The organism is Micromonospora sp. NPDC049257 (assembly GCF_040678915.1).
Classification (GTDB): Bacteria; Actinomycetota; Actinomycetes; order Mycobacteriales; family Micromonosporaceae; genus Micromonospora; species Micromonospora antibiotica.
The window spans coordinates 46,403-72,894 of the sequence record NZ_JBFAQU010000022.1; the positions used below are offsets into that span (position 1 = coordinate 46,403).

The window sequence follows — 26,492 nt, forward strand, 5'->3', positions numbered from 1 at the left end:
CCGGGCCGACGGGTGCCGTCAGGCCGGGGCGGCGACGCCCTCGACCGGCGACGGCAGCGCCGCCGCCGTCACCAACCGGGTCGCGATCTCGGGGTACGCCACCCAGTGCAGGCCGAGCTGGGAGGCGTGCACCCCCCGCCAGACGAAACCCTCGGGCGTGCCACCCTCCCAGCTCCAGGCCGCCCGTGGCCCGGACCGGGGGGTGAGCACCGCGCCGTGCTGCTTGTAGCCCACCACCGTCGCACCCGCCCGGGCGACCACGCTGTCGGACTGGGCGGTCGCCTCCCGGTAGCCCACCACCAGACCGTCCCGGCTCGCGCCGATCGCGTCCAGCACCCCGCACATCGGCAACCCGTCCAGTTCCCGGGCCAGCCACAGCAGGCCGGTGCCCTCGGCGAGCACCGGGCGGCCGGTACGGGCCAGCTCGGCCACCGCGATGCAGAGCCGCCGGTTGGCCGACAGGTCCCGCGCGTACGACTCGGGTAGCGCACCCCCGACGACAAGCGCGCGGGTCCCGGCGGGCAGCGCCTCGTCGCGCAGCGGATCGACGGTGACCACCTGCGCCCCGACGGCCCGCAGCAGCTCGGCGGTCTCCGGGTGGCCGTAGCTGCCGCCGGGCCCCCCGGCCAGCGCCACCACCGGCGCGTCCGCCACCGGGGTCCCGGTGGCCGGCGACCAGGCCGCGACGGACAGCGCCGGAGCAGAGCGGGCCAGCGCGAGCAGGCGCTCCAGATCGACCGTGCCGGCGACCGCCTCACCGAGCCGGCGGACCGCCCGGGTCGCCTCCGCGTCGCGGGCGAGGACCGGCACCACGCCGTGCCGGCGCGCAGGCAGCACCGGGGGCAGCTCGTGGCGGCGCAACGCCCCGTAGACCGGCACCCCGACATCGTCGAGCGCCTCCCGCAGCATGGACTCGTGCCGGCCGGAGGCGACCTGGGTGAGGATCACCCCACCCAACCAGAGCTGCTCGTCGTACGAGCGGAAACCGTGCACCAGGGCCGCCACCGACTGCCCCATCGCCGCCACGTCGACCACCAGCACGACGGGGCTGCGCAGGGCGGTCGCGACCGCGGCGGTGGACTCCGCCTCGGGGCGGCCGGCGACCGAGTCGTACAGCCCCATGGTGCCCTGGACCAGGGCCAGCGCGGCACCCTGCGCGCCGTGGGCGAAGAGCGGCCCGAGGCGGTCGGCCCCGATCAGCCGGGGATCGAGGTTGCGACCGGGACGGCCGGCCGCCAGGCCGAGGTACGCGGCGTCCACGTGGTCCGGGCCGACCTTGAAACCGGCGACGTCGAGCCCCCGGTCGGCCAGCGCCGCCAGCAGGCCGACGGAGAGCGCATTGGTGCCGTGACCGGAGGACGGCGCGCTGAACACGAGGCGCGGCACGGCAGTCATCATCGACTCCTCGGTGGTGACGGACGGTGACCCGGACGGCCGCCAGGAACACCGGCGGCGATCCGCTCGCGTGACCATACCCGCCCGCATCAACAGGTGGGACCGCCGATCCGGTGCCACCCGGGCCGGTCCCGGGCCGTCGCGGAGGGTGGCCCCGGTCATACGGGTAGCCTCGTGCTGTGTACCGGTTCCTGCTGACCCCACGCTGGCTGGGCATCCTCGCGCTGACCCTGGTCGCCGCCGCCGTCATGGTGCTGCTCGGCAACTGGCAGCTGGACCGCTACCGGGAGCGCACCGCCGTCAACGAACGCATCGACGCCGGCACCGCGGGCACCCCCGCACCGCTACGGTCGACGCTGCCCGCCCCGACCGGCGGCGCGGGCACGGTCGGCCCAGCCCCCGCCGAGCAGGACGAATGGAGCCGGGTCACCGTCAGCGGCCGGTACGACGCCGCGAACGTCGTCCTGGTCCGGGGCCGCACGGTGGAGAGCAGGGTCGGCTTCGAGGTGCTCGCCCCGCTGGTGCTCGACGACGGCACGGCGGTGCTGGTCGACCGGGGTTGGGTCCCCCCGGCACCCGGCGGCGCGCTGGCGATGCCCGAGGTGCCGGCACTGCCGACCGGCACGGTGACCGTCGTCGGCCGGGTGCACCCCACCGAGAGCGGCGGCAACGGGGTGGACCGGCGCGACGGCCGGTTGGAGACCCGCCGGGTGACCGTGGACAAGCTGGCCCGGGAGTTGCCGTACCCGCTGCACGGGGCGTACCTGCTGCTCGACGAGCAGACCCCGGCGAACGACCCGACGTTCCGGGCGGTGCCGATCGGGCACACCAACAACTGGCAGAACTTCGGCTACGTCGTCCAGTGGTGGTTGTTCGCCGCGATGACGCTCTTCGGCTACGGCTGGGTGGCCCGGCGGGAGGCCCGCCGCGCCGCCGGCCTGGACGCCCCGAAGCCGCCCGTCGACCGAGCCGCCGAACCCGTCACCCCCGCCTGACCGCCCGACCAGCACTTTCGCCCGACCGGCACCCCCGCCTGGCCGCGATCCCCGCTGAACGGTCCCCTCCCGCAGCGCCAGGCACTCCACTGCCGACCAGGCTTGGCCGACCGGGTCGGTTCCCCCGGACGGACGGTACGGGTCCCAGCCGACCCGCGCCGCCCCACCGCCGGCGGACCTGGCACCAGCCGGGGGCGGCGCATCATGGGTGCGCGTCCTTTCGAGCTGATGACGTCACAGCATCAACCGGTCGACCGCCGGGACCGTGCGACTCGGCCCATCACGCCCCGGTAGGCCTGACTCGTTCTCGTCATCACCTCGAAAGGACGCACGACAGGCACCTACCCGGCCGGGCCGACAGGCCGGCACCACGCCGGAACACGGGGCGACGCCGAAATGCGGGGCGGGGCCGGGACATGGCACCACGCCGAGACGCGGGGCGACGCCGGGACATGGCACCACGCCGGAACACGGCACCACACCGGGACGCAAGGCGACGCCGGACGCTGTATGGTCCGCAGGATGTTCAACGCGCGTGAGGTGTCGCGGTGACCTCCGACCCCGCCCCGTCGTACCCGTCCGATCCGCCCACGCCGGCGAACCCCGCCTACGATCCCTGGGCGCCGTCGCCGGACGTGCCCCCGGCCCCGGCGCAGCAGACACCTCCCACGGCCCCGTTCCCGACCGCACCTCCCCCGGCGGTGCCGGTCGACCTCTCCGCCCCGTCGATGGGCGGCGGACCGTACTCGGCCCCGCCCGCCCGGTTCTCCGCATCGCCAGACCAGTTCTCGGCCCCACCGGCCCAGTTCGCCACGTCACCGGCGCCGTTCCCGGCACCGGCCGGGGTCGACCCGTACGCCGCGTCGATGGGCCAGCCGGGGCCGTACCCGCCGCGCTTCACCCCGCCGCCGGGGGCGATGGGTGGTCAGCAGCCGGTGGCGGTGCAGATCGGCGAGATCATGGTCACCCCGCCGGTGATCCGCACCCCGACCGGCGTGCTGCCCCTGGCCGGCGCCACCTGGTACGTGGCCGACTACTGGCAGCGGGAGGAGAAGATCGCCAGTTGGGCGATCGTCTGCGCCATCCTCGGCTTCTTCTGCCTGACCATCTTCAGCCTGCTCTTCCTGCTGATCAAGGAGACGCGGCACCACGGCACCGTGCAGGTGACGGTGACCAACGGCGGACACCAGTACGTGGCCCGCATCCCGGTCGTCGACCAGGCGCAGGTCCAGCAGATCAACAACCAGGTCAACTACGCCCGGTCGCTGTCCACGCTCTGACCGGCGTCCCACCGGGTGCGGCTCAGCCGGTGAGCCGTCCGGCGTGCAGTGCCCGGACCGTGTCGATGGTGTCGGCCTCGGCAGCCGACTTGTCGTCGCGGTAACGCAGCACCCGGGCGAACCGCAGCGCCACCCCGCCCGGGTAGCGGGTGCTGGCGAGCACCCCGTCGAAGGCGATCTCGACCACCTGCTCGGGGCGGACCCGCACCACCCAGTCGCCGCGCTCCACGGCCAGCCCGAGGAAGCGTTCGGTCTGCCAGCGCAGCAACTCGTCGGTGAGCCCCTTGAAGGTCTTGCCGAGCATGACGAACTCACCGGTGCGCGGATCCCTCGCCCCGAGATGGAGGTTGGACAGCCAACCCTCCCGCCGGCCGCTGCCCCACTCCACCGCCAGCACGACCAGGTCGAGGGTGTGCCGGGGCTTGACCTTGACCCAGGCCGTGCCCCGGCGACCGGCGTCGTAGGGGGCGTCCGGAGACTTGACCACCACCCCCTCCTGACCGGCGTCGAGCGCGGCGGCGAACGCCGCGCCGGCCTGCTCGGGATCGTCGACCTCGACCCGACCGACCAGCAGCGATCCGTCGACCACGTCGGCGAGCCGGGCCCACCGCTGCCGGCCGGGCAGGTCGATCAGGTCGTCGCCGTCGAGGTGCAGCAGATCGAAGAAGTACGGCGTGAGCGCGGTCGCCTCGGCCAGCGGGGCCACGTCGGCCGCAGCGCTGGCGGCGGGGGCACCGTCGGCGGAGGTCGCACCGTCGGCGGAAGTCGCAGCGTCGGCGGAAGTCGCAGCGTCGGCGGAGGTCGCAGCGGTCGCGGCGGCGGTGGCCCGGCGGGCCGCCCGGCTGGAGGTCTGCGGGAACGGCAACGGGCGGCCTGCGGTGTCCAACCCGATCGCCTCGCCGTCGAGCACCAGCTCCCGGGCCGGCAACGCACGCACGGCGGCCACCACGCCGGGCACCCGGTCGGTGATCTCGTCGAGGCTGCGGGTGAAGACCGCGACGTCGTCGCCGTTGCGGTGCACCTGGATGCGGATGCCGTCGAGTTTCACGTCGACCACCGCCGGGACCCCGGTGGCCTGGAGCGCGGCATCGACCGAGGGTGCGCTCTGGGCCAACATCGGCGCGAGCGGCCGGCCCACCTGGAGCCCGAACCCGGCCAGTGCGGCGGCCCCGCCGGTGCGGGCGGCCAGCGCGACGGCCCGCAGGTCACCGGCGAGCAGCAGGGCGCGGCGGACCGCCGTCACCGGCACCTCGGCGGCCCGGGCGATGGCGTCGGCGAGCAGGCCCGCCTGGGCGCCCTGGCGCAGCTCGCCACGGAACAGGTCGACCAACAGCCGCTGCTCGTCGGCGGTGGCGGCACCCAGGAGGGCGGCGAGCAGGTGCCGGCGGCGGGCCTGGGAACCGGGGCCGTGCACGGCCGCGATCTCGTCGATCGCCGCGTCGACAGCGGTCACGGTCAGGGTCGGCCCGGCGGCCGGTGGCGGCAGTTCGCGCAGGCTGGCCCAGCCCACGCCGGTCTGCCGCTGGCGCAGCTCACCGGCGAGATAGCCGGAGCCGACCGACACCTCGGACGGGTCGAGCGCCCGCAGCGCGCCAGCCAGCAACTCCACCTTGGCGCGTCGGCCGGAGGTGGCCGCGACGGCCGCGGAGGTGGCTGCCAGGTCGAGGAACCGCACGCACCTCATCCTGCCAGCCACCCCCGACATCACCCGGGTATTGCCGTACCCGGGCCGTCCCGATCGGGCCGTCCTCCCCAACGGCACCGGGTGTGACCACCCGGACCACGGCTCAGGCCGAGACGGGCTCCTCGATGCGCAGACCCCGGGCGCGGACGCCGTCGGCGACCCGGGACAACACCCCGTCCAGGGCGACCAACACCGCCGAAAGCTCGCCGAGCTGTTCCTTGAGCGTGTCCTCGGGCCACGCGGAGACGTCGACGTCTCCCAGAGCGCTCACGGCGGCTTCCAGCCGCGTCATCACGTCGTTCGTACGCATGTTCGAAAGGCTATACCAGCCTGCCGTCCGACACGCCGCAAACTCCGACAACGACCCCGAAATTTGTGGTTCCGCGGCCTAACCGGCCTGCCGCCCCTGCTCGGCCACCCCGGCCAGCAACAGCGCCTCGGCCAGGCAGACCCGGGCGAACTCACCGAGGTGCAGGCTCTCGTTCGGGCCGTGCGCCCGCGCGTGCGGGTCCTCCACCCCGGTGACCAGGATCGCCGCCTGCGGGAACATCTCCTGGAAGGTGGCGATGAACGGGATCGAACCGCCGACGCCGATGTCCACCGGCTCGGTGCCGTCCCAGGCGGCCCGGAACGCCGCGCGGGCCGCGTCGAACATCGGCCCCGACGCGTCGATGACACACGGGTCACCGTCGTGCTCCAGGGTCACCGCCACCCGGGCACCCCACGGGGCGTGCTGCTCCAGATGGGCACACACCGCGTCGTACGCCCGCTTGGGGTCGTCACCCGGCGCCAGCCGTACGCTCAGCTTGGCCTTCGCCGCCGGGACCAGCGCGTTCGGTGCCTCACCGGTGGCCGGGGCGTCGATGCCGAGCACGGCCAACGCCGGCCTCGTCCAGAGCCGGTCGGTGATCCGGCCGCTGCCGATCAGCGACACCCCCTCGACCAGCCCGGCCTCGGACCGGAACCGGTCCTGCGGATAGTCGACGGCGGCACCGGTCCGGCTGGTCAGGCCCGCGACGGCCACGTCTCCGGCATCGTCGTGCAGGGTCGCCAGCAGGCGCACCAGCGCGGTCAGCGCATCCGGCACGGCACCGCCGAACATGCCGCTGTGCACCGCGTGGTCCAGGGTGCGCAGCTCGACGAACAGGTTGACCACGCCGCGCAGCGAGGTGGTCAGGGCCGGTACGCCCACGTCCCAGTTGGTGGAGTCGGCGATCACGATGACGTCCGAGGCGATCTCCTCCCGGTGCTCGGCGAGCAGCCGCTCCAGCGAGTCGGAGCCGTACTCCTCCTCACCCTCGATGAACAGCACCACGCCGACCGGGAGTCGGTCACCGAAGGCGCGCAGGGCGGCGACGTGCGCCATGATGCCGGCCTTGTCGTCGGCCGCGCCGCGCCCGTAGAGGCGGCCGTCCCGCTCGACCGGCTCGAACGGCTCGGACTCCCACAGCGACAGGTCGCCGACGGGCTGCACGTCGTGGTGGGCGTACATCAGCACGGTGGGTGCGCCGGGCGGGGCGGCCCTCGTCCCGATCACGGCGGGTTGGCCGCCCGACCGCACGATCCGCACGTCGAGGTCGCAGCCGCGCAGCAACTCGGCGACCGCCTCGGCGGAGCGCTCGACGTGCGAGTGGTCGAAGCCCTCGAACGCGATGCCGGGGATGCGGACGAGGCGTTCGAGGTCGGCACGGACACCGGGCAGCTCCCGCGCGACGGCGGCCCGTACCTCGGACTCGGACATGATCGGTGAGGTCATGACCGGCATCGTATGCCGGCCTTACCGGGAGGTACCCGGCGAGCCGGAACCGGCAGCGACCGTCCCCTGCACGGGCGTCAGACCGGGGTCAGCGGAGTCAGGCCGGGTCGACCGGGGCGGCGGGCGGCGGACGTAGTAGTGGTCCCGGTCGTGCGGCAGCGTCGGTGCCCCGTCGACCACCAGGTCCACGGCGGCGGCCGTCCGGTCGGCGGCGAAGTGGGTCTCCTCCCCGGCGTGCCAGCGCCGCAGCTCCGGCAGGAGCTGCACCCCGTCCCGGTCCAGCGCGCGGCGCAGCCGCAGCCCGGCCGGGGCGGTGACCTGCACCGACAGGGTCAGCTCCGGCCGGATCGCCGCCCGCGCCGCGCTCACCCCCTCCAGCAGCAGCACCGGCGCGACCGGCACCGGCACCGCGCGGGGCAGGAACGACCGCCGCACCCAGCTGTACCGCTGGTAGGACCCCGGTCGGCCGGCCCGCAGCGGGGCGAGCACCCGTCGTTCCAGCCGGGTCCAGAAGGTGAACTGGTCGTCCCAGCCGTCGAGCAGGTCGTCGGTGTGCACCACCGGTGGCCGCCCGCCGTCGGGCAGGGCGGCCAGGGCGTCCGCGAGGCGCGCGGTGAACACGCTCTTGCCCGCGCCGCTGGGCCCGTCGACGGCCACCAGTCGGGTACGCCCCAACCGGGCGGGTCCGCCGAGCACCCGGCGGGCCAGCGTCGCGTACGCCTCCACCAGGGCCACCGTCACACCGGTGACGCTAGCGGGTGTCCCCCGTGAGCCTGGTTCCGCCGTGGGGAGTGCTGTTCGTCAGGCGGGGGTGCGGGGGCCGGGGCATGATCTGGACGTGCTCAATGACGTGATGAGTCCCGGTGTGGACGCCCTGCTGGAACAGGCCCGAGCCGGGCTGCGGCGGCTGAGTCCTCAACAGACGGTCGAGGCGGTACGGGCGGGTGCGCTGCTGGTCGACACGCGTACCGAGGGTCAACGCCACGAGCAGGGGGAACTGCCCGGCGCGATCGTCATCGACCGGACGGTGCTGGAGTGGCGGCTGGACCCGGCCAGCGACTGGCGCATCCCCGAGTCGACCGGCTACGACCGGGAGATCGTGGTGGTGTGCCGGCACGGCTACAGCTCCAGCCTGGCGGCGGCCAGCCTCCAGGCGTTGGGCCTGCGCAACGCCACCGACATGACGGGCGGTGTGCAGGCGTGGCGGGAGGCGGGGCTGCCCCTGTCCGACCGCCCCGCCGACGTCCGGCTCTGAGCGGGCCGGTGACGGCGAGGCCCGCCTCTGAAAGGTGCCCGGCGGGGGCCGCCGATGTCCGGCTCTGACGACCTGCCGGTGGCCGGGCCACGGGCGGCACGATCGCCGCGACCGGCCGGTGCGGGCGGGACGGTCAGTTCGTCGGTGGTGCGCCGGGCGGGATGAACGGGAGGCCGGCGGGGGCGCCGGTCTCGACGAGCCGCCACAGCGCGGCCGTGTCCAGGTGCTCCTCGACCAGGTCACCGAGCAGGTCGAGGGAGCGTTCGCGGGCGGCGGCGAAGCTGGTGTCGGGTGCGACCGTGAAGCCGTGCCGCCCGGCCGACCGGGCCACCTCGGTGAGGAACCGGCGGCGGAACCCGTCGGACTCGAACGCACCGTGCCAGTGGGTGCCGTGCACCGCGCCGAGCCGGGCGCCTTCGGGACGGCCGTCGGCGTGGTGCAGCAGCGGGGGCAGCGCCGGATCGGCGGCGGAGACGAACCCGTGGTGGATCTCGTAGCCGCGCACCGGGACGTCGGCGGCGGTGCCGACGGCGGGCCGGACGGTCTTGCCCGGATCGAAGGTGATCTCGATGGGCAGCAGGCCCAGGCCGGGGACGCTGCCCTGCCGACTCTCCACCGGGTCGTGGATGGCCGTGGCCAGCATCTGGAACCCGCCGCAGATGCCGAGCAGCGGCCGGCCGGCGGCGGCGTGCGCGGTGACCGCCTCGGCGAGCCCGGTCTCCCGCAGCCAGGCCAGGTCGGCGACGGTGGACTTGGAGCCGGGCAGGACGACCAGGTCGGCGGCGGCCAGCTCGGCGGGTTCGACGGTGAGCCGGACCCGGACCCCCGGCTCGGTGGCGAGGGCCTCCACGTCGGTGGCGTTGCTGATCCGGGGCAGCCGGACCACCGCGACGTCGAGCCATTCGGTGCCGTACGGGGCGGCGGGCCGGCCGAGCACCCGCCCGTAGGCCAGCGAGTCCTCGGCGTCGAGCCACAGGTCGAGCTGCCAGGGCAGCACCCCGTAGGTGGGCCGGCCGGTCACCCGGTGCAGCATGTCGAGCCCGGGGCGGAGCAGACCCAGATCGCCCCGGAACTTGTTGATCACGAAGCCGGCGATCAGCGCCTGGTCGGCGGGGTCGAGCAGGGCGACCGTGCCGAACATCGAGGCGAACACGCCGCCCCGGTCGATGTCACCGACCACGATGGTGGGCAGACCGGCGTGCCGGGCGAGCCCCATGTTGACGTAGTCGCCGGCCCGCAGGTTGATCTCGGCGGGGCTGCCGGCCCCCTCACAGATCACCACGTCGTACGTTGCCCGCAGTTCGGCCAGAGCCGCGTACGCCGTCTCGGCGAGCCTGGGTCGCATGGTACGGAAGTTGCCGGCGGTGACCGTGTCGACGGCCTCCCCGAGCAGCACCACCTGACTGGCCAGGTCGCTGCCCGGTTTGAGCAGCACCGGGTTGAACCGCAGGTCGGGGGTGAGGCCACAGGCGGCGGCCTGCATCGCCTGGGCCCGACCGATCTCACCGCCACGCCCGTCGGGGCCGACCACCACGGCGGAGTTGTTCGACATGTTCTGCGCCTTGAACGGCGCGACGGCGACCCCCTGCCGGTGCAACCAGCGGCAGATGCCGGCGGTCAGCACGCTCTTGCCCGCGTCGGAGGTGGTGCCCGCGACGAGCAGCCCTCCGCTCACCGTCCGCTCACCCGGCCGGCGGTGCCGAGACGGGCGACGATCTGCCGGGCCGGTCGACGCAGCAGGGTGCGGCCGGCGGCGGTGGCCAGCGGGCGGCCGGTCAACGGCCAGGCGGCAGCCAGCGCGAGGGCGGCCAGGCCGACCGTCCCGGACAGCCGGCCGGCCCGTTTCAGGTGCCGGGCCTCGGGGCGTGGGCCGTCACCGAGGAACGGTCGCACCTCGGACCGCCCGAAGTAGACGTTGCGGCCGCCCAGCCGGACGCCGAGCGCGCCGGCCATGGCCGCCTCGCACTGCCCGGCGTTGGGGCTGGGGTGGTCGTGGCGGTCCCGTCGCCAGACCTGCCAGGCCCGCTCCCGGTCGCCGTGCACGGTGGGCGCGGCGGCGACGGTGAGCAGCCCGGTCAGTCGGGCCGGCACCAGGTTGAGCAGGTCGTCGAGCCGGGCGGCCGGGGTGCCGAACCGGGCGTAGCGGGGTGAGCGGTGCCCGACCATCGCGTCGAGGGTGTTGGCCGCCCGGTAGCCGAGCAGCCCGGGCAGCCCGGCGAGGGCACCCCAGAGCAGCGGGGCGACCACCGCGTCGGAGGTGTTCTCGGCGACCGACTCGACGGTGGCGCGGGCCAACTCGCTCTCGTCGAGCCGGGACGGGTCCCGGCCGCAGAGGTGTCCGAGCCGGTGCCGGGCCGTCGGCAGGTCACCGGCGCGCAGGGCGGTGCCCATCACCGTCGCCTCGTGGCGCAGGGTCCGACCGCCGAGCACGGTCCAGGTGCCGGCGGCCACGACCAGGGCCCGGGCCACCGGGTGTCGCCGGGTGGCCCGGCTGGCGACCGCACCGAGCAGCACCGGCGCACCCACGGCCACGGCGGTGAAGACCGTTCCCGCCCGACGATCGGCGCGGTAGACCCGACGTTCCAGGGCACCGGCGGCCCGACCGAAACCGGCCACCGGATGCCAGCGCCGTGGATCGCCGAGCAGGCTGTCCAGCGCGTACCCGGCCACCAGGCCGACCGCGTCCGCCGCCGCTGTGCGCCGCCCCACCCGCACCACCTCCGGCCGGCCAGCCTAGTCGTACGCGGGGTGGCCACGTCGCCGTCGCCACCCCGCCCCCGTTCGTACGCACCGCGACCCGCGCCCCTTCCCCGGCGCGGGCCGGCGGCTCAGGCGGGGGCCGGCACCCGGCCCCGGCCACGTCGGGCCCGACCCGCCGGACCGAGGGCCACCTCGCCCGGCGTCGCCACCGCACCACTCGACCGGCCCGCGCCACCGGACCGGTCCCCGTCGGCCGGCTGCCCCCCGTCGGCCGGCTGCCCCTCGTCGGTCGGCTGCTCCGCGTCGTCGGGCTGCCCCTCGCCGCCCGACCGCCCCGCACCGCCGGGCACGCCCGGTCCGTCCGACCGGCTCTGTTCGCCCGACCGGTGCGGCTCGGCCCAGTCGCCGGACCGGGCCGTCGGGTCGTCACCGGTGTCGGTCCCGTCGTCGGGCAGCGGGGTGAGGTCGTCGTCGGGCTCGTCGTCGAACGGGTCGGTCGCCGGGGCGTACCCGCTGCCGGGCAGGTCGTGGTCGGGCAGGTCGTGGCCGGCGCGCGGGAAGCCGAAGCCGGACAGCTCGAAGTCGTCGTCGAGGGGCCGGTCGTCGGGCCCGGCGGGAGCCTGCCCGACCGGGACCGGCTCGGTCGGCTCACCCTGCACCCGCTGGGCCGCCTCGTCGTCCTCCACCGCGCTGGTGGCCATGCTCGGCCGGTTGCGCAGGAAGCGGGACCGGCCCCGGGACAGGTCGTGGCCGACCGCGACCGCCTCCAACTCGTAGAGGACCCGGTGGTTGCCGGCGTCGTCGGTCCAGTCGCGGGTGTAGAGCCGCCCGGCGACCACCACCGGGTCGCCGACCATGACGGAGGCGGCCACCCCCTCGGCCAGCTTGCGCCAGCAGTTGACCCGGACGCGGAGGCTGTTGCCGTCCACCCACCGGCCGCTGTCCCGGTTGAGGCGGCGGGCGGTCGAGGCCACCTTGAAGTTGGCGACCAGGGTGTTGCTCTGCGCGGTACGACGCCACTCCGGCGCGGTCAGTACGTTGCCGACAATAGTTACATAAGTGTCAAACATCGTTCCCCCTCCCAGGGGTCCTGCGGATGCGGTGGCGAGTCGACTCGGGACCGAGCCTGACCCGCGCGGCGCGACGATGCGAGCCCCGCGCCCCGCCCTGTGGACAACCGGAGCGCCTGTGGACGACGACCTGATCAAGGTCCCGTCGTGCTAGGTCGACCGGCCCTGGAGGACCCTGCCGGGCCGGGACCAGGATGGGACCAGAGGCCACCGCAGGGGCGGGTCGACGACCGGCATCGGAGGGAACGACCGGCATCGAGCGACAACGACACCGAGAAGACGGCGTTACCCGGAGTGAGGTCGACCCCGACTGGGTAATGAGTTGATCAACCAGGTACCACCAGGCACGACGTCCGAAGAGAAAGGCAGTGCTGATGATTCGGACCCCGCTCCGTACCACCGGTTCCGTCCGCACCGAGCGGGAGGTGCGGCGATGAGCGCGGTGACGAACCCGGCGACCGTGGCCGAGTGCCTGCGGATGGGCGCGGGCTTCTCCCAGGGCGACCGGAACTGGATCGTCGAGCAGTTCGGCACCCTGGACGCCCGGCTGGCCGCCTTCCACGCCGACGCCACCGAGCTGGAGGTGTCGGTCAAGGACCGGGAGGCGCGCGGGCAGAAGGTCACCCTGGAGTGCTGGATCGCCGGTCGGCAGAAGATCGTCACCACGTCGAGCGAGGAGGATCTGCGGGCCGCCCTCAACGACGCCCGGGACGACCTGCGCCGCAAGCTCAACGACGCCAAGACCAAGCAGGAGCCCCGGCACAACAAGCACATCCGGGAGATGGCCCAGCCCGTCCCCGCGCCGCTGCCGGACCTCGACGCCGACAACGACACCCACCGGGTGGACGCCGAAACCGCCTGACCGGTCACCGGGTCGCCCCCGCCCAGGCGTTACGCCAGGCGGGGGCGACCCGTCGCGTCGACGTGGGGTTCGGCCACCCCGGCACCGGGGCTACCGCCGGGTAGTCGGCGGGCGTAGCGTCGCGGTCGTGGAACAGGACGTGCTGGGGCCGCCGTACGAGCGGCAGACGATCGACCTGGGCACCGACGACGAGGGGCCGGTGGTCGCGACGCTGGTCCGGCGGCGTGCCGAGCGCCCGACCAGGCGTGCGGTGCTCTACGTGCACGGCTTCGTCGACTACTTCTTCCAGACCCACCTGGCCGACTTCTACGCCGAGCGCGGTTGGGACTTCTACGCCCTCGACCTGCGCAAGTACGGCCGCAGCCTGCTACCCCACCAGACCCCGAACTTCTGCCGCGACCTGAGCGACTACTTCCCCGAGCTGGACGCCGCCGCGAAGATCATCCGCGACGAGGACGGGCACGACACCCTGCTCGCCATGGGCCACTCCACCGGCGGCCTGATCATCTCGCTCTGGGCGCACGCCCGCCGCGACGCCGGCAGAGTCGACGGGCTCGTCCTCAACAGCCCCTTCTTCGACCTCAACGCCCCCTGGGTGGTCCGTCGACCCCTCGCGGCGGCCGTCGCCCGGCTGGGCCGTCGCGCGCCGCACCGCATCCTCCCCTTCGGCCTGGGCACCGTGTACGGCGAGAGCCTGCACGCCGACCATCGCGGCGAGTGGACGTACGACCTGGCCTGGAAGCCGCTCGCCGGGTTCCCCGTCCGGGCCGGCTGGCTGACCGCGATCCGTACCGCCCAACGGCAGCTCCGCGCCGGGCTGGACATCCCCATCCCGGTACTGGTGGCCTGCTCGACCCGGAGTTTCCGGGGCACCCGCTGGCACGACTCGGCGGCGCTGGCCGACGCGGTGCTGGACGTGGAACACATGGTCCGCTGGGCGCCCCGACTCGGCCGGCACGTCACCGTCACCCGCTTCGACGGCGGCAAGCACGACCTGGTGCTGTCCGGCCCCGCCGTCCGCGAGCAGGTCTTCACCGAGGTCGGTCGCTGGGCCGACGCGTTCCTCGGTGCCGGCCCGACGCCTTCCGCGGCCGGGTCGACGACCACGCCGCCTGGTTAGGCGGGCGCGGCGGCGGGTCAGGTGGCGGGGAGGGCGGCTAGCACGCGGTCGAGGGTCGCCACCGGATGCCCGTCCCCGGGTGCACCGTCCCCGGGCAGGACCACGCCGAGGCAGCGCAGGCCGATCTCCCCGTCGGCGTCGGGGCGTACCCCGAAGACGGGGGCGCCGACGTAGCCGGCGGGGAGGGCGGCGGCGATGCGCAGCGCGTCGCCGTCGCGGACGGCACGCTCGACGGCGACCTCCAGCGGTCGGGCGCCGTCGACGCCGACGCCGAGGGCCAGCACGATCGCGGTGACCGGCCCGGCACCGAAGCCGGCCAGGTCGTCCGCCCGGACGGCGACCGCGGCCGGCACCGGCTGCACCCGCCACCGCCAGCCCTGCCCGGCGGCGAACCCGTGCAGGGCGGCGGCCGGCAGGACGGCCACCCCGAGCCGGGCATCGCGCACCCACCGCGCCGGCAGGTCCGTAAGCGTCAGCGACTCCCCGGCCGTGCCGGTCGGCTCCGTGACGCTGGGCCGCAGGCCGAGCCACCGCGCCTGCGCGGCGACCACGTCGGCGGTCAGCAGGAAACCGCCCCCGGGGTGGTCGAGGAAGAAGGCCGTGCCCGGGTCACCTGCCGTGTGGACCGGCAGGATGGCCCGACCCAGGAGCTGGCACAGCTCGTAGGCGACCTCGTTCTCGGTGTCCGGTTCCAGCAGCACGGACCGAGGGTACGGGCCGACGCGCCGGCCGGAAGCCGGGTGCCCGGATGGGGGGTGTCGTGCGACGCTGATCACGCCTGTCCGGACGCGACCCGTGCCCCCGGATGGCAGGGGGTCGGCGGTACCCTCTTGGCGCGACACGTACGCCGCGCGCCCGTAGCTCAGCGGATAGAGCAGGGGACTTCTAATCCCAAGGCCGCAGGTTCGAATCCTGCCGGGCGCACAGATACTCCTCCCTCAGTCGATGGGGCGCGTCGCAGCCACCGCCCACCTTTGCGGCCCGGCCGGGCAGGCCAACGACAACCGCTCCGCAGCGGCCGGTGCCCGCCGCACGCTGTGGCAGAATCGCCCGGTACGGCCCGATGGGGATGTGGACGCCGCTCGGAAAGGGGGGCCGTGGCAAAGCTGGCGGAAAGCAACAATCCCGTCGGGCGGGTGGGGAACGCAGGAGACACGGTAGTGGGAGCCACTGCGGGGATTCGCCTGCGGAAGTCGCTTCCATGTTGGACGGCAGCAATTCTCGGCCTTGTGGGTGTCGTCTACCGGGCGATTCTGATAGCTGTGGACGTCCCGCCGGCCAACAGCGACGAGGGCACCGCCGGCCTGGCCGCTCTGCACATCGGAGAAGGCCGGGATTGGCCGACCTTCTTTTACGGCCAGGACTACATGGGCACCTTCTATTCCTATCTTGCGGCTCCGTTGGTGCAGGTTTTCGGCACGCACTGGTGGACCCTCCGGCTGCCGGCACTCGTCATGTACGCCGTGTTCCTCCTCCTCGTTTTCCGGTTGACGCGTACCCTTTATTCTTCCTGGTTCGCCGTCTTCGTCACGGGAGTCTTGGCGTTCGGGTCTGATCGGGTGGTGAAAGATCAGATCATCGGCGCCGGCGGCTATTCCGACGTCGCCACCGCCGTCGCCGGCCTCATGCTGGCGTCCGCACTGCTGGTCCTGCGGCCGGAGAAGCCGAGGACGATGCTCGTCGTGTGGGGCGGGTTGGCCGGTTACATCGTCTGGACCCACTGGCTCGCCCTGCCGTACGTTGCCGCCGCCGTCCTGCTCGTGGCATGGGTGGGACGGGCGGGGATGACGCTACGTCGGGTGTCCCTGGCGGTCTGTGGATTCCTCCTCGGCGCAGCGCCACTGATCGTGTTCAACCTTCGCCTGGACCGTCCCGATTCGTTTTTGGTGTTGCTTTCCCTGAGTGGTGCGACCGAGCCGGCCGCCTGGTCGGACAGGTTGCACGGCGCGGTCCTGGTCGGCCTACCGCTCAGCTCCGGGTTGTGTGCGCCGAGCCACTGTGCCACCTGGCAACTGTGGTGGGGGCCGACCTATCTTGTCCTGCTGGTGGCGGCAACGGCCGTCGCGGTCGCCGCATTTCGTCGCGCCGACGGCGCTGAACGTCGTGTGCACGCCGGCCGGCTGGCGCTCGTCGCCGGTGCCGCGATGACCCTCGCCGCGTATGTCGCAAGTTCCTCGTCGGCGATGACCCCCGTCGAGAGTGCCCGCTACCTCCACTATGGGCTGGTGTCGCTGCCAGCCGTTCTCTGGCCGTTGTGGGTCGGTGCGGCCTCCGTGGTCGCCAGGGTGGGGTCCGGCACCTCTGGCGACCATGGTGGAATCCGACGACGGGTGACCGGCCCGAGCCTGGGCGGTGCATTCCTGGCCGCTGGTTGTATCGCACTCGCTGGTGCGTTCTTCGTCGGTCTGTCGGTCGCCACCGGGCAGTTGATCGCCCACCGGTCCGACTACGCCGCTCAGGCCGACGACGAACAGCGGCTTGTGGACGGTCTGCGAACGGCCGGCGTCAGCCATGTCTATTCCGGGTACTGGACGTGCAACCGGCTCGCTTACCGCAGTCGGGAGCAGGTGCGGTGCGCCGTCCTCGATGAGGACCTGTCGCCCGGTCTCGATCGGTACCGACCGTACCGGGACCAGGTCCGTGGGTCCGCTCGGGTGGCCTACGTCCTTCCCTCGTCGGGCGCGATGTCGGTCAACTTCGCCCGGTCCACCCAGGCGCTCGGCGTCGACGTGGTTTCTCGGTACGAGCTCGGCGGCTACGACGTGTACCTCTGCCGCCAGCGGCCGGAGCGCGGCTGACAGCAACGCCTCGCGGGTGGGAATCCACCGCCCCGCGGAGCGGTGGTCGAAGATCGGGCAGGTCGGGGTGGCCCGCGTGAGTCGACTCCGCCGCCGACGCCCATCGTGACCGGTTGCTCACTGCACGTTATGTGCGCCAGGACAAGCATCTACCCAGGACCTGGGAATGACCTTGCTCACCATTCATTTACATTGATGTATGTCATGCCACTCGGTTTGGATGGAAAGCGCTGCCCACCGGCAGTGTCCCCACCAATCGAGGAGCACCCTTGCCCCGGTCCCCGTTCCGGACCCGACGGCCGCGTACCCTCACCGCCGTCGTCACCGCCGCCCTGGCCACCGCTCTCGCGGTGGTCTCCACCCCCACCGCTGCCCTGGCCTGGGGGCCAGGCACCGAGGCGGCCCAGCCGTACGCGCAACCGAGCATGCCCACCGTGCCCAAGCGCGGCTGCCAGTCCACCGTCGCCAACCCGGCCGCACCGACGGGGGCGACCCCCGCCGTCCAGGTGATCTACGCCTGGCACGACGGCGTCGGCAACAACTACGAGGCCAACGTCGAGTACATCGCCAAGGTGGTGGACCGGATCGACTGGGCGCTCGACGAGTCGACCAACTACGACCAGCACTACAACTTCAGCTGCCGCACCGGGTACGACACCAGCACGTACGCCGGCTACGCCCGCTCCCTGGTCGTTCCCGAGAAGATCGACGCCGGGGCGAACCCGAACACCCCCGCCAGCACCGTCCGCAGCGACCTGGTCTCCGCCGGATACCAGGACAGCAACCGGATCTACCTGGTCTTCACCGATTTCGCGTCGAACTCCGACGCCTACCAGTGCCCGACCGGCGGCAACTCCAGCGGCGTGCACTGCTCGGCGGTCACCGAGTCGTGGACCACCGGTGTCGCCGGGCACGAACTGCTGCACGTCCTCGGCGCGGGGCACGCCTGGATGGCCGAGACGGGGGCCTCCTACGTCCCCGACATCATGTACGGCTGGTGGGACAACTGGAACACCGACCCGGGGTTCCGCAGCTACTACGACCCGAGTGAGCTGTCGGCCAGCTTCTACATCGACCCGAGCCCGTCGACGGCGAAGGTGAACGTCGCGAACCATCCGATGCTGACCGCCCCGGTCTGCTGCGACGTGGGCGCGAACAACGACCTGCTCACCGCCGAACAGCGCACCGTCGAGGCCGCCACCCCGAGCAGCAGCACGTCGACGTTCACCACGTCGGGCGGCTGGCACCAGGTGACGCCCGCCTGCGGCATCTCGACGAACTCCTGCACCTACTTCGACGGCCGCCGGTCGGTCCAGCTCAACACCTACACCGGGCCGTCCAACACGTCGTCGATCTCGCTGACGAACCGGGCAACGGTCACCGCCGGCCGGACGTACAAGTTGTTCACCCGGTTGCGCAGTGGCGTGGCGGTCAACACCCAACTCCAGCTCGCCTGGTACAACTCGGGCGGCACCCTGCTGTCGACCAGCACCGGGGCGACCGAGACGCTCGCCAGCAACTGGCTGGAGTACCGGACGACCGCTACCGCCCCGGCGAACGCCGCCAGCGTGCGGATCACGGTGAACGTGCCGACCCAGTCGACCACCGGCAACCAGGCCATCAACCTGGACAGCCTCCAGCTCAACGACTGCACGGCGAACACCGGCGGCACCTGCCGCTACGACACCTGAGCCATCGGCGGGGTACGGGCAGCCACGAGCGTCCCGTACCCCGCCCCGGCCTCCTGTGCGGCCCGCGTTCCCCCGCCACCAGCGGTAGGGGCGCGGGCCGCACTCATCGCGCCGGTGGGCGCAGGCCGGCGAGGACGAGGGTGATCACCCCGTCCGCGTCGGGTCGGTAGGCGGGGTGGCCGTAGGCCGCGCAGACGCCCTGGAGGGCCATCATGATCGCGCCGGCTCCCACGTCGTCGCGGGCGGTCCCGGCCCGGACGGCGGCGGCCAGCAGGTCGGCGACGGCCCGGCCCAGAGCCTCGGCGCCCTCGGCCAGCACGCCTGAGTGGGTGGCCATCAGCGTGGAGAGGGTACGGGCGAGGCCCTCGTGGGCGTGCAGGTGCGCCACGAAACCTCGCAGGAAGGACGCCAGCGCCTCGTCGGCGGGGAGGGTGGCCTGCAACTCCCGGGCCCGGTCGCACATCGCGCCGAGTTCCTCCCGGTAGACCGCTTCGGCCAGGGCCTCCCGGGTGGGGAAGTGCCGGTAGAGCGTGCCGGTGCCGACCCCGGCCAGCTTGGCGAAGTCGTCGAAGCGCAGGTCGAAGCAGCCGTCGGCGAAGAGTGCGCGGGCCTTGGCGATCAGGGCGTCACGGTTGCGACGGGCGTCGGCACGCAGCGGCTTGGCGTCCGCGCGCGGCGGTTTGGCGTCGGCACGCAGCGGTTTGGCGTCGGTCATGTGGGGCCTCGCGTTGACAAGTGGAGACTGTCTCCATATTTTGGAAGTGGAGATGGCCTCCGATTATAGCCCTTGAGGTGCGCGTGAAGATCTTGATGTTCGGCCGGGGCGTGATCAGCGCGACCTACGGATGGGCCCTGGAACGGGCCGGGCACCACGTCGAGTTCTACGTCCGGCCGGGCCGGGCGGCGGCGTACGGGGAAGCGATCGACCTCGACCTGCTCGACGCCCGGCGGCGGCCCTGGGGTCGGCGGGTCGTCGAGAAGTGGTCGGTGCGCTACCGCGAATCGTTGGAGCCCGACCACGACTTCGACCTGATCGTGCTGAGCGTGCAGCACTACAACTTCGCGGAGGCTACGGCCTTCCTCGGGCCCCGGGTGGGCGGGGCCACGGTGCTCGTCTTCAACAACCTGTGGGTCGAGCCGTCGACCGCGACGGCACACCTCCCCGCCGACCAGCTGGCCTGGGGCTTTCCTGGAGCCGGCGGCGGTTTCGGCGACGACGGCGTGCTGCGCGCGTCCCTGCTGCCGGTGGTCTTCCTCGGCACGCTCGACCGGCCGCCGACCGACCGCGAGCGGGCCGTCCGCCAGGTGTTCCGGGGAGCAGGGTTCAGGGTCCGGGAGAATTCCGACTTCCGTGGCTGGCTGTCGGTCCACTTCGTCCAGAACGCCGGCCTGCACACGCAGAGCCTGCGGCGGGGCTCACTGTCCGGTCTGACCACCGGGGACATCAGCGAGGCGATCCTCGCCACCCGCGAGCTGCTGCCGCTCGTCGAGGCCCGGGGCGTCGATCTGCGGCGGCACCGCGGCGAGTTGCTGCCTTTCACCGCGCCTCTCTGGCTGGCGGCACCGGCCATGTCCTGGCTGATGGGGCATTTCCCGCCGATGCGCCGGGTGACGCAGGCGCACGCCAACCCCGAGGAGTTGCGCGCGGTCTGCCGCGACACCCTGGCGGAGGCACGCCGGCTGGGTGTGCGGGTGCCCCGGCTGGAGGCGGCCGAGCCCTACTTCGCCGCCACGACGACCCCCTGACACCCGTCACCCACGACTCCCTGACCGCACGTCACCTCCGACAGTGATCACGTCACCCACGACCGGTCGTCCGACGCCCCGGGGTCCGCCCGACGCGGCACCGGCGGCACCCCTGCCGGCCGAGGCCCCCGCCGCACGTTCGACGCCCTCCCCGCCGGGCTCGGGGTCCGGGGCGTCGGCGCGGGCCGCGACACCTGCAACCCCGCCGGCTGTACGAAGATCGACCGCCGGGCCACCGCGTCCCCCTTCGCGTCCAGTTGGTAGACGTCGAGCCAGCACCATCCGTCGTAGGTGATCCAGTCCAGCACCCGAATGACCCGGCAGGTGATCGGCGCGACGAACTGCACACTGGCCGCCCGGCCGACGACCACCAGGTCACCCGCCTTCGGCGGTGGGGCGATCACCGCCGTCCCCAGACGTGCCGGAACCTGCGCCACTGCCTGATCCGACCCCGGGCGGCCTCCACCAACGGACAGAACCCGGTCTCGGCACACCTCCCGCAGCGACCGCGCCGGTGCCGGTCCAGGCACTCCCACGCCGACCGGACCAGCAATGGCAGCTCACCGGCAGCAGGCCGGCCCGCCCGGCTGATCGAAACGTGGCACCACGCCCGGCAGGGTAGTTCCGCGCCGCAGTGGCACACCCTGCGCCAGCGCCGCCAACTCCAGACCGGTCGGTGTCGGCTGGCCAACGTCAGTGCGGCGGTCAACAGGTAGTCGTCACGGTGGATCCGGCCCATCGCGTGACTGTCTTGCATCACTTGCTGACGTTGGTCGGCTCGTGGTCAGATGGCAGGGCCGAACCAAGGGACCGAAACCATGCCCTCTGCACCTGCCGAATACCGACGCATCGCCGACACGCTGACCACGAAGATCAAGAGCGGCGAGCTCACACCGGGAACGAAGCTGCCCAGCACCAGCGAGCTTGCCGAACAGTTCGACGTCAGTGTGGCCACCGCATACCGCGCCGTCTCGCTCCTGCACGACCGTGACCTGGTCGTGGGCCAACCCGGGCGTGGGGTCTACGTGACAGGAAGCAAGTAGGCCCCAGCTATGCGAGCGCGTACCCCTACTGTCGCCGGGGACGATCATCGAGGAGCGAGCATGACTGACCTGGCCGAGGCCGTCTGGCGCAAGAGCACCCGCAGCGGCGGGAGCGGTGGCGACTGCGTCGAGGTGGCCGACAACCTGCCCGGCCTGATCGGCGTACGGGACAGCAAGGACCAGTCCGGCCCGGCGTTACGGTTCACCCCGGCCGCCTGGTCCACCTTCGTCCGCGCGGTACCTCGCGGACCACGCTGAACGCTCGCGGGGCCGCCCGCCCGGGTGGGCGGCCCCGACGTCCGCAGCACCTGCACGCGGGGATGCCCGGAGAACGTCGGTGCGGCCCGCTACGGTGCTGCTCATGAGCGACACGGAAACCGCGAACCGGCTGCCCACGGCCGAGGAGGAGGCCCGGTTCTGGGGCCTGGTGGAGGCCGCCTGGGAGCGGCTCGGCCCCGAGCCGGCCGCGCTGCGCCGGGCGCTGCTCACCCGCGACCGGGCCGCCGACGACGACAGCGTGTACGCGATCGACGGCTGGCTGGACGCCTTCCTCGACCAGCTGGGCCAGCTCTGCGCCGACCTGTCCGGTCCCGAGCTGACCGCCCTCGACCGGGTCGTCGAACGCAAGCTGTACGACATCGACCGGGCCGACGTGCACGCGGTGATCGACGGTTCCGACGACGGCTTCCTCTATGGCCGGGGCCACGTGGTGGCGCTCGGGCGGGAGTTCTACGAGGCGGTCCGGGCCGACCCGACCTGGGCGTTGCCCGACGGCTACCTCCAGGGCATGGGCTACTTCTTCGCCCGCCTGCACCAGCAGCGCTTCGGCGGGTCGCCCCAAACCGGCTCCGGCATTTCCCGGGAGTCCTGCATGAACCCGACCGGCTGGGCCGACCGGTGAGCCGCCCACCCGTCGAGGAGTCGTCGTGCTGACCGAGCGTGACGTGCCGCTGCCCGACGGCGGCACCCTGCACGTCTACGACACCGGCGACGACGGCACCGGCCGGCTGCCGGTCGTCTGGCACCACGGCACCCCCAACATCGGCGCACCGCCGGCACCGCTGTTCGCCGCCGCCGACCGGCTCGGCCTGCGCTGGGTGTCCTACGACCGGCCCGGTTACGGCGGTTCGACCCGACGCCCCGGGCGGGACGTGGCCTCGGCCGCCGGTGACGTCGCCCGGGTCGCCGACGTGCTGGGCCTGCCCCGGTTCGCCACGGTGGGTCACTCCGGCGGGGCACCGCACGCGCTGGCCAGCGGCGCGTTGCACCCCGACCGGGTGGTCGCCGTCGTCGCCGTCGCCGGCCTCGCCCCCTATGGTGCGGCCGGGCTCGACTGGTTCGCCGGGATGACGCCGTCCGGGCAGGAGTCACTGCGGGCCGCCACCCAGGGCCGGGCGGTCAAGGAGCGGCACGCGGCGTCCGACACCGACTACGACCCGGAGTTCACCCCGGCCGACCTGGACACCCTGGCCGGGCCGTGGGCCTGGCTCGAAGAGGTGGTGGGTCCGGCGGTGCGGGGCGGCCCGGACGGCCTGGTCGACGACGACCTCGCCTACGTCACCCCGTGGGGTTTCGACCCGGCCCGGGTGACCGTCCCGGTGCTGCTGCTGCACGGCGGGCGCGACCGGGTGGTGCCGGCCAGCCACAGCCGCTGGTTGGCCGGGGTCTGCCCGGCGGCCGAGCTGCGGATCACCGACGACGACGGGCACCTGTCGGTGCTGGGTGGTGCGCCGGCCGCCCTGGAGTGGCTCCGCCGCTGATCGGCACCGGATGCCGACCGGCATGTTCACCGAACGCAACGCGACACGCCGCACACCAAAGGTGAACAGTTAGAGCTGCTCATGTTATTCTCCGGCGTCGATGCACCGCCGAGCAGACCCAGACGGGTCACCGCCCGAAGGACGCACTCCCTCCGATGTCGGCCCTGCCCGCTCCGACCTCGTCACCGTCGTTGCTGGACCGGCCGGCCGGTGGCGCGCTCCAGCTCATCTTCACCACCCTGCCGGCGCTGCTGCGGCTGACCTGCGGGCTGTTCGGTGCGGTGACCGCGCTGGCGGTGCGTACCCCACCGGTGCGGGTGCCGCTGCTGCTGGCCGCCGTGGCCGCACTCACCGGCTGGTCGCTGTGGTATTCGGCGCGCGCCCTGCGGGTCGGCATCGGCCCGGGGCTCGTCGCCGGGGACGTCACGTTCACCGTCGCGGCAAGCCTGCTGGCCCCGCTGCTGGTCGCCCCGGAGGTGCTGCCCGGCGAGGGTAGCTGGCTCGCCGTGCTGGCCAGCACCACCGTGATCAACGCGCAGGCCACCGCGCCGGCCCGCTGGTCGGTGCCGGCCGGCCTGCTGGTCACCGCCGGATACGCGGCCGGCACCTCGGCCGCCGGCAACACCGTCGAGGCCGGCGCGCACGCGGCGACCCTGCTCATGCAGACGGCCTGCACGGCGATGATGGCGGCGGTGATGCGCCGCTGGATCGGCCGCGCCGACACCGCTTTCGCCGACTTCCAGCGCCTGCGCCGGCACGTGGTGCTGGCCCGCACGGCCCGCGAGGTCGAACGGCGGCAGAACCGGGACCTGCACGACACCGTCCTGGCCACGCTCACCATGGTCGGATTGGGTGCCCTACCGGCCGGCTCGGCGGCGTTACGCGACCGTGCCGCCGCCGACCTGCGTACCCTGGTCGGCCTCGCGCACGCCCGGGCCGGCCCGGTGGGCGATCCGACCGACGCCGGCCCGACCGACGCCGGCCCGGTCGACGCCGACGCCGGCCTGCGCGCGCTGCTCGCCACCCACCCGCAGTTGCGGGTGACCGCCACGCTGCCGCCCTGCGCGGCACCCGCCGGGGTGACCGCCGCCCTCGTCGACGCCACCGCCGCCGCGCTGGCCAACGTGGCCCGGCACGCGCCGGACGCCACCGTAACCGTGCGGCTGGGCCGCAGCCACGGCGGCATCGTGGTCGAGGTGGTCGACGACGGTCCCGGTTTCGACCCGGCCACCATCCCCCTGCACCGGTACGGGGTACGCGAGTCGATCCGGGGCCGGATGGCCGAGGTCGGTGGCCGGGCGGTGGTGACTTCCGCCCCTGGCATGGGCACCCGGATCACGCTGGAGTGGCCGCATGTCGACTGACCTCAACGCGACCGGTCTCGGCGCGACTGACCTCGGCACGACCGAACTCGGCACGACTGACCTCGGCACGACCGCCTCGGCCCGCGTACCCCGGCCGGAGCAGAGGGCGACGGACCCGGCGGCGGCCGACGGCCCGGCGGTCGACGTGGCCCGTGCCTCGGACCGGGGGGCCCGGATCGCGGCGGTCGCCATCGCCCTGGTGTGGCACGTCGCGATCGGGCTACCGGCGGTGCTCGGCGCCTGGCCCACGCTGGCCGCCCCCACGGTGGTGGCGGCGGGTTGGCTGGCCGCCTGCGCCATCGGCGGGTACGCCGCGCACCGGCTGCTGCACGGCCTGCTGCCACCGGCGCTGCCACTGGCGGCGGCCCTGCTGGTGGTCGACGCGGCGGTCTTCGCGGCGGCCGGCCGCGAGCAGCTCTTCGCCGCCGCAAACTGGGCGTGGACGGGGCTGGCCTGGTTCTTCGTGGTGGTGCTGTGGGGCCGGCGGATCCGCTGGATGATCGTCCTGCTGGCCGGGCACGCGGTGATCGCGCTCACCGCGCTGGTCGGTGACGGGGCGACCGCCCCCGCCGACCTGACCCGCTACGCGATGTACGTCTACGGCACCTCGTCGCTGCCGGTGGCGGTCTTCACCGGGGCCGCGGTGATCGCCACCCTCGCCCGGGAACGCGCCGACACCGCCACGGCGACCTTCGCCGTCCGCGCCGAACGGGACGCCGCCGAACGGGCCTGGGCAGACCGGCGGGCCCGGCTGGCGCTGGTCGGCGGGGCCGCCGAACAGGTGCTGGCGGAGTTGGCCGACGGCCGCGCCGACCCGACCGATCCGCTCGTGCAACGCCGGTGCGTGCTCGCCGCGACCCGGCTGCGTCGGCTGATCGCCGAGTCCGACGACGTGCCGGACCCGCTGCTGCACGAGCTGCGGGCCGCCGCCGACCTGGCCGAACGCAACGGGCTGCCGATCGAGTTGATCGCCATCGGCACGCCGCCACCCCTGCCGGTCGAGATCCGCCGACGGCTGGCCGACCCGCTGGCCGCCGCGCTCGCCGACGCCACCGGCTGGGCCCGGCTGACGGTGGTGGCCAACCCACAGGAGGTGGTGATCAGCCTGGTGACGCCGGACGTGGACGGTCCAGCGGCCGTCGATGCGCCAGCCGACCCGGTGGGCAAGCAGGTGGAACACGTACTCGAACGGGACGGGGAGATCAGGTGGACGCAGACCCGATGGCGTCGGCCATGAGCGGGGAAGCCCCGATCGGGGTGTCGATCGTCGACGACCATCCGGTGGTGATCGACGGGGTCCGGGCCTGGCTGACCACCGAGCCCCGACTGCGGGTGCTCGCCACCGGCGACGACCCGGACCTGGTGCTGCGGGCCGCGCCGGAGGCCGACGTGATCCTGCTGGATCTGCGACTGCACGGGCGGATGATGCTCGACAAGCTGGCCGAGCTGAGCGCCGCCGGCCGACGGGTGGTGGTCTACTCCGAGCACACCGACCCGGCGACCATGCTCGCCGTGCTCGACGCCGGGGCGACCGCGTTCCTGGCCAAGCACGAGGGGCGGGAACACTGCGTGGCGACGGTGCTGGCCGCCGCCAGCGACCGCCCGTACGTGCCGCCGGCGCTGGCCGGGGCGATGGTGGGCGATCCGCGCCCGGACCGACCGGCCCTGTCGGACAAGGAACGGGAAGCGCTGCTGCTGTGGTTCCAGTCGATGTCGAAGGCGTCGGTGGCCCGCCGGATGCAGATCAGCGAGCACACCGTCAAACAATATGTGGACCGGGCACGGATCAAGTACACCCGGGCGGGCCGACCAGCCGCCACGAAGGCCGCGTTACTGGCCCGGGCGATCGAGGACGGCCTCGTCCGGCCGGAGGAGATCGGCATCTACCGGTCACAGGCGTCGTACGACCGGCCGACCCCCTAACGGGTGTCATGACAGCACACCAGGGGTCGACAAGGCTGAACGCCCGAAGA

Annotated in this window: 25 protein-coding genes, 1 tRNA gene and 1 pseudogene; 16 read left to right on the forward strand and 11 right to left on the reverse strand. The window is 73.5% G+C overall.

Features of this window, described 5'->3' with window-relative positions; all coding sequences use genetic code 11:
• Positions 1-18: 18 nt before the first annotated feature.
• The gene (locus tag AB0K25_RS25090; protein ID WP_208570446.1) at positions 19-1,395 is read right to left on the reverse strand and encodes a cobyrinate a,c-diamide synthase; all 1,377 of its coding nucleotides are present in this window, start codon (positions 1,393-1,395) and stop codon (positions 19-21) included.
• Between the two features lie 179 nt (positions 1,396-1,574).
• On the opposite strand from AB0K25_RS25090, the gene AB0K25_RS25095 reads away from it, so the two are divergent.
• Together AB0K25_RS25095 and AB0K25_RS25100 are read left to right on the forward strand one after the other, a co-directional pair.
• Positions 1,575-2,390 (forward strand): SURF1 family protein, encoded by an 816-nt coding sequence (locus tag AB0K25_RS25095; protein ID WP_219464349.1) that lies wholly within the window; start codon positions 1,575-1,577, stop codon positions 2,388-2,390.
• A gap of 548 nt (positions 2,391-2,938) precedes the next feature.
• Complete coding sequence (locus AB0K25_RS25100) at positions 2,939-3,670, forward strand: hypothetical protein (protein ID WP_357534916.1); 732 nt, start codon at positions 2,939-2,941, stop codon at positions 3,668-3,670.
• Between the two features lie 22 nt (positions 3,671-3,692).
• Here AB0K25_RS25100 and AB0K25_RS25105 read toward each other — a convergent pair whose 3' ends face one another.
• The 4 genes from AB0K25_RS25105 to AB0K25_RS25120 all read right to left on the reverse strand — a co-directional run bounded on the left by AB0K25_RS25105 (position 3,693) and on the right by AB0K25_RS25120 (position 7,851).
• On the reverse strand, positions 3,693-5,354 hold the full coding sequence (locus AB0K25_RS25105; RefSeq protein WP_363823041.1) for an ATP-dependent DNA ligase: 1,662 nt from the start codon (positions 5,352-5,354) through the stop codon (positions 3,693-3,695).
• A gap of 103 nt (positions 5,355-5,457) precedes the next feature.
• On the reverse strand, positions 5,458-5,664 hold the full coding sequence (locus AB0K25_RS25110) for a hypothetical protein (protein WP_208570443.1): 207 nt from the start codon (positions 5,662-5,664) through the stop codon (positions 5,458-5,460).
• A gap of 78 nt (positions 5,665-5,742) precedes the next feature.
• Positions 5,743-7,095, reverse strand: coding sequence for a dipeptidase (locus AB0K25_RS25115; protein ID WP_363823092.1), 1,353 nt, complete (start codon positions 7,093-7,095; stop codon positions 5,743-5,745).
• A 36-nt stretch (positions 7,096-7,131) separates the two neighbouring features.
• On the reverse strand, positions 7,132-7,851 hold the full coding sequence (locus AB0K25_RS25120; RefSeq protein WP_363823044.1) for a hypothetical protein: 720 nt from the start codon (positions 7,849-7,851) through the stop codon (positions 7,132-7,134).
• 112 nt (positions 7,852-7,963) lie between these two features.
• Between AB0K25_RS25120 and AB0K25_RS25125 the strand changes: the two genes are divergently transcribed.
• Positions 7,964-8,365, forward strand: coding sequence for a rhodanese-like domain-containing protein (locus tag AB0K25_RS25125; protein WP_219470309.1), 402 nt, complete (start codon positions 7,964-7,966; stop codon positions 8,363-8,365).
• A 133-nt stretch (positions 8,366-8,498) separates the two neighbouring features.
• Here AB0K25_RS25125 and AB0K25_RS25130 read toward each other — a convergent pair whose 3' ends face one another.
• From AB0K25_RS25130 to ssb, 3 genes and pseudogenes are all read right to left on the reverse strand, one after another.
• Positions 8,499-10,040, reverse strand: coding sequence for a cobyric acid synthase (locus AB0K25_RS25130; protein WP_219464352.1), 1,542 nt, complete (start codon positions 10,038-10,040; stop codon positions 8,499-8,501).
• Positions 10,037-11,074 (reverse strand): cobalamin biosynthesis protein, encoded by a 1,038-nt coding sequence (locus AB0K25_RS25135; protein WP_219464353.1) that lies wholly within the window; start codon positions 11,072-11,074, stop codon positions 10,037-10,039. Before AB0K25_RS25135 ends, AB0K25_RS25130 begins: the two co-directional genes overlap by 4 nt.
• Before the next feature lie 692 nt (positions 11,075-11,766).
• Positions 11,767-12,135: pseudogene (gene ssb / locus AB0K25_RS25140) on the reverse strand (single-stranded DNA-binding protein); the annotation flags it as partial.
• Positions 12,136-12,568: 433 nt separating this feature from the next.
• Here ssb and AB0K25_RS25145 point away from each other — a divergent pair.
• Positions 12,569-12,997: an HPF/RaiA family ribosome-associated protein gene (locus AB0K25_RS25145; protein WP_219464356.1), complete on the forward strand. Its 429-nt coding sequence runs from the start codon at positions 12,569-12,571 to the stop codon at positions 12,995-12,997.
• Positions 12,998-13,124: 127 nt separating this feature from the next.
• Positions 13,125-14,117, forward strand: coding sequence for an alpha/beta hydrolase (locus AB0K25_RS25150; protein ID WP_219464357.1), 993 nt, complete (start codon positions 13,125-13,127; stop codon positions 14,115-14,117).
• Positions 14,118-14,134: 17 nt separating this feature from the next.
• Here the strand turns inward: AB0K25_RS25150 and AB0K25_RS25155 are convergent, their stop codons facing one another.
• The gene (locus AB0K25_RS25155) at positions 14,135-14,818 is read right to left on the reverse strand and encodes a hypothetical protein (RefSeq protein WP_219464358.1); all 684 of its coding nucleotides are present in this window, start codon (positions 14,816-14,818) and stop codon (positions 14,135-14,137) included.
• 150 nt (positions 14,819-14,968) lie between these two features.
• Between AB0K25_RS25155 and AB0K25_RS25160 the strand changes: the two genes are divergently transcribed.
• The 3 genes from AB0K25_RS25160 (at position 14,969) to AB0K25_RS25170 (ending at position 18,606) form a co-directional block, all read left to right on the forward strand.
• Positions 14,969-15,041: transfer RNA gene (locus tag AB0K25_RS25160), tRNA-Arg, on the forward strand.
• Positions 15,042-15,346: 305 nt separating this feature from the next.
• The gene (locus AB0K25_RS25165; RefSeq protein ID WP_219464359.1) at positions 15,347-16,915 is read left to right on the forward strand and encodes a hypothetical protein; all 1,569 of its coding nucleotides are present in this window, start codon (positions 15,347-15,349) and stop codon (positions 16,913-16,915) included.
• A 269-nt stretch (positions 16,916-17,184) separates the two neighbouring features.
• The gene (locus AB0K25_RS25170; RefSeq protein WP_219464360.1) at positions 17,185-18,606 is read left to right on the forward strand and encodes a hypothetical protein; all 1,422 of its coding nucleotides are present in this window, start codon (positions 17,185-17,187) and stop codon (positions 18,604-18,606) included.
• Positions 18,607-18,709: 103 nt separating this feature from the next.
• Here AB0K25_RS25170 and AB0K25_RS25175 read toward each other — a convergent pair whose 3' ends face one another.
• Positions 18,710-19,321: a TetR/AcrR family transcriptional regulator gene (locus AB0K25_RS25175; protein ID WP_219464362.1), complete on the reverse strand. Its 612-nt coding sequence runs from the start codon at positions 19,319-19,321 to the stop codon at positions 18,710-18,712.
• 77 nt (positions 19,322-19,398) lie between these two features.
• Between AB0K25_RS25175 and AB0K25_RS25180 the strand changes: the two genes are divergently transcribed.
• Positions 19,399-20,352, forward strand: a complete 954-nt coding sequence (locus AB0K25_RS25180; RefSeq protein ID WP_357534930.1) for a 2-dehydropantoate 2-reductase N-terminal domain-containing protein — start codon at positions 19,399-19,401, stop codon at positions 20,350-20,352.
• 47 nt (positions 20,353-20,399) lie between these two features.
• On the opposite strand, the gene AB0K25_RS25185 is transcribed toward AB0K25_RS25180, so the two are convergent.
• Entirely contained in the window at positions 20,400-20,753 is a 354-nt protein-coding gene (locus AB0K25_RS25185) for a hypothetical protein (protein WP_357535261.1), read from the reverse strand.
• A 417-nt stretch (positions 20,754-21,170) separates the two neighbouring features.
• Between AB0K25_RS25185 and AB0K25_RS25190 the strand changes: the two genes are divergently transcribed.
• From AB0K25_RS25190 to AB0K25_RS25220, 7 genes are all read left to right on the forward strand, one after another.
• Positions 21,171-21,395: a winged helix-turn-helix domain-containing protein gene (locus tag AB0K25_RS25190; protein WP_219464364.1), complete on the forward strand. Its 225-nt coding sequence runs from the start codon at positions 21,171-21,173 to the stop codon at positions 21,393-21,395.
• Positions 21,396-21,455: 60 nt separating this feature from the next.
• Positions 21,456-21,653 carry a DUF397 domain-containing protein gene (locus AB0K25_RS25195; RefSeq protein ID WP_363823053.1) on the forward strand — a complete coding sequence of 66 codons (198 nt, stop codon included), beginning with the start codon at positions 21,456-21,458 and terminating at the stop codon, positions 21,651-21,653.
• Positions 21,654-21,756: 103 nt separating this feature from the next.
• The gene (locus tag AB0K25_RS25200; protein WP_219464366.1) at positions 21,757-22,296 is read left to right on the forward strand and encodes a DUF4240 domain-containing protein; all 540 of its coding nucleotides are present in this window, start codon (positions 21,757-21,759) and stop codon (positions 22,294-22,296) included.
• A 25-nt stretch (positions 22,297-22,321) separates the two neighbouring features.
• Positions 22,322-23,155 (forward strand): alpha/beta hydrolase, encoded by an 834-nt coding sequence (locus AB0K25_RS25205; RefSeq protein ID WP_308290892.1) that lies wholly within the window; start codon positions 22,322-22,324, stop codon positions 23,153-23,155.
• Positions 23,156-23,310: 155 nt separating this feature from the next.
• Entirely contained in the window at positions 23,311-24,519 is a 1,209-nt protein-coding gene (locus tag AB0K25_RS25210; protein ID WP_219464369.1) for an ATP-binding protein, read from the forward strand.
• Complete coding sequence (locus AB0K25_RS25215; protein ID WP_363823058.1) at positions 24,509-25,756, forward strand: hypothetical protein; 1,248 nt, start codon at positions 24,509-24,511, stop codon at positions 25,754-25,756. The genes AB0K25_RS25210 and AB0K25_RS25215 overlap by 11 nt, the downstream gene beginning before the upstream one ends.
• Positions 25,726-26,442, forward strand: coding sequence for a response regulator transcription factor (locus AB0K25_RS25220; protein WP_208570427.1), 717 nt, complete (start codon positions 25,726-25,728; stop codon positions 26,440-26,442). The genes AB0K25_RS25215 and AB0K25_RS25220 overlap by 31 nt, the downstream gene beginning before the upstream one ends.
• Positions 26,443-26,492 lie beyond the last annotated feature (50 nt).